The organism is Bartonella sp. AP57NXGY (genome assembly GCF_042195805.1).
In the GTDB taxonomy this organism is placed as follows: domain Bacteria; phylum Pseudomonadota; class Alphaproteobacteria; order Rhizobiales; family Rhizobiaceae; genus Bartonella.
Genome location: NZ_JBHIOZ010000161.1, coordinates 1 through 2756 on the forward strand (window position 1 = coordinate 1; position 2756 = coordinate 2756).

Annotated in this window: 3 pseudogenes; all 3 read right to left on the minus strand. The window is 39.0% G+C overall.

The annotated features are described in order from the left end of the window. Positions 1-164: 164 nt before the first annotated feature. Positions 165-516 (minus strand): annotated as a pseudogene (locus ACFIL8_RS08955) (XRE family transcriptional regulator); the annotation flags it as partial. A gap of 49 nt (positions 517-565) precedes the next feature. After that, positions 566-1000: pseudogene (locus tag ACFIL8_RS08960) on the minus strand (AAA family ATPase); the annotation flags it as partial. A gap of 205 nt (positions 1001-1205) precedes the next feature. After that, positions 1206-2756: pseudogene (locus ACFIL8_RS08965) on the minus strand (filamentous hemagglutinin); the annotation flags it as partial.

Consider the following 2756-nt stretch of genomic DNA (forward strand, 5'->3'; position numbering starts at 1 on the left):
TCGTTTACACCGAGGATGTCGGGAGTTCGAGTCTCTCATCGCCCACCATATAGCTTTATATTCCTATTAAGTTTTTGAAATTCATATCTTTTTTGCTGCGAGGGATGCCTTAATAAAGTTAGGGGAATAGGGTTTTCACTATTTCCTTTACAAAGCGTATTCTTTTTGCCAGCTTTCTCTAACAATTTTTTAATAGTTCTAAATCTTTTCTTGTGAAATAATGTTTATCAGTCTAGCAAACATACCAACAGCTTCACATCTAAATGTATCAGAAGACTTTATAGTGAAACTTTTACAACAAGCATCCGATTCTCTTCTCAAAATTTCTGCTGCCTCTTGATCTAAACCATAAAGCTCTATGATCTTTTCCTCCAGTCCTACAGGAACAGATTTTTTGCTAATCTCGACAGAAGATAAAAATCCTACAGATATGTCTAATTTCTTAGCCATATCTAAGAGGCGTTCGGAGTGATCAATGCGAAGTTTCCGTAAAATTTTACCAAAGGGTGTTAGCATTTAAATAAAACGCGTAAGGGTATAAGCTTTACGGCATAAACTGAGAAAATTATCCACCAATAATATGTTTCACGCAATCAGCAATGTGATTTACTTTCTTTGCATTAGCAGCAACTCCATTAAATTTTTTTATAATCCAATCAGCTCCTGTTCCAAGGTGTGTAATCCATGTTTTTTGAACAATAGGCTCAACAGCCCTCACAGTTTCTTCAGGAGATATAGTTAATTCCAGAAATCTTTCACAAACAATTCGAGGCGCTTCAAAATCATTTGCTTCATTACGTACGGTAAACAAATTATCCAAATTATCGTCGTTAATAAGATAAGGGGAATGCGTCGAATAAATTACTTTATTGCCCTTTATGCTCGATAAAGTTTGTAAGGAGCTTAATATTTTTCTCTGTGGATGAATATGTAAATTATTTGCTGGCTCATCCAATAAAAAAATTATTCCATTTTTGCTTCTATGCCTGCGAACTTCTGTAAGGACTTTAAAACAAAAAAACCAACGAAACCCTTTACTTCTCTCATGTAAATAAAAAAGAGGTTATTTACTTTAATTTGTAAACAATAATCTACAAAACCACTATTAGATTTTTCTATTATACAATCATCAAAAAGGCTCTTCCTTTCAGTAATATCCACCCAACCTTCTTTCACTACTGACTTCAAATAACCATTGATCAATCCTATACGCTGCTTAACAGCATCGTTGTCATCACAATTAACAATATCTTCCTGAAAACTAATAGCAAGATTTTTTTCTTATTTTGTTCACGATGAGATGTGCCATAGCGCCATGTACACTTATCACTCGCATCTCCAAGGCAAGTATGGGAGCTTATGGGATTCATGATCACTCTCAACCATTCTGTCCAAACGTTACTGCCAGCAGGGAGTGTCCCGTAGGTATAGCCATTGCCGCCAATAATTCTGCTGACAAAGTCGTATCTATTCCCATCAAAGCCAACAATGGTTTGTTTGCCATCACTCACATAACCTAACAGACCGGATGCAACTAAAACATTAAAGGCTGGTCCATAGAAATTGATATTCGTGTTGTCGGCTATACCGTGAACACCTTCTTGTTTGAAAGAATTCAGCATATTCCCCAATGTCATTGTCCCGCGACTATGTCCATAAAGTTCTAATCCTGTAAGACCATAGCTATACATCAAATCTTTTGCTTCTTGTGTGGAATTGGTCAAACCCCAAAAGTTATTTTCCATAAACTTCTGATAGCCCGCGACTAGAAGTTCTGAGATAGCAGAATCAGCTTCTGGGAACACAACAAAATAAAGCGGTTCATTTTTATTCTCCGCATGTTGCTCTGCATAAACAGCGGCTTCCTCTGGTGGAGTAAAGATGCCATTAAAGGACACATGCACCTTGCCATCAGCACCCTCTTGTAAATGCTGCTTTTCTTCATCCGTTAAATAATGTGCGTGAGGTATTGGTTGTCCACGAGCGTCTTTGATATACTGTCCATTTTCATCTTTTTCATAGATTGTATTGCCATTTTCATCACGGTCGACCACGGCGATGGGGTGCTCTTTGATAAACATGGTTTTATAGGAATCATCGCTGTATTTAAACCCTTCTTCTAAGAGTTGCGTTACCATTTCACGGTTTTCATGGACGATTTGTTCCAGCTTGCCTACATCGAGCTGTTGTACACTCTTATGGGCGCTAGCAGTATCCCGATTAAGGGAGGCGATGGCTTGCTCAACATCTTGCCCCGTCAACGCCTTCTGCCCTGCTTCATCAGTAATGACAATGGTGCCATTGCTGATAGCAGATTTGGTATATCCTTCCTCTAAATCTTTAGCTTTTGAATGATCTAAGACATTTTTAGCAATGTTTTTCCCGACACCATATTTGCCCTGATACATCGGACCACCCGCCGAAATGCTTAAACCTTGGCTGCTAGCTTGCGCATGCGCACTGTTGCTGATATCACTGGTGCTGATGCTTCCTGTGGTCAGGCTGTTTTTATCTGCCGGCGCGGTGCTTTCAATAATACCTCCGGTCAGCGTTGTTTTATCTTTAACGTTGATATTAAAGCCGCCATCACCCGCTTTGATGCCTGATTGTTCCACAACACTATGATAATCACTAGAGGATTTATCCTTGTTCAAGGAAATATTGGTTGTGGCTGTACCTTCCTTTTCTCGGCTATTATAACCAATGGAAACAGAGTTTTGCTTGCTGGAACTTTGTCCCGTATCACTGCGGCTGGT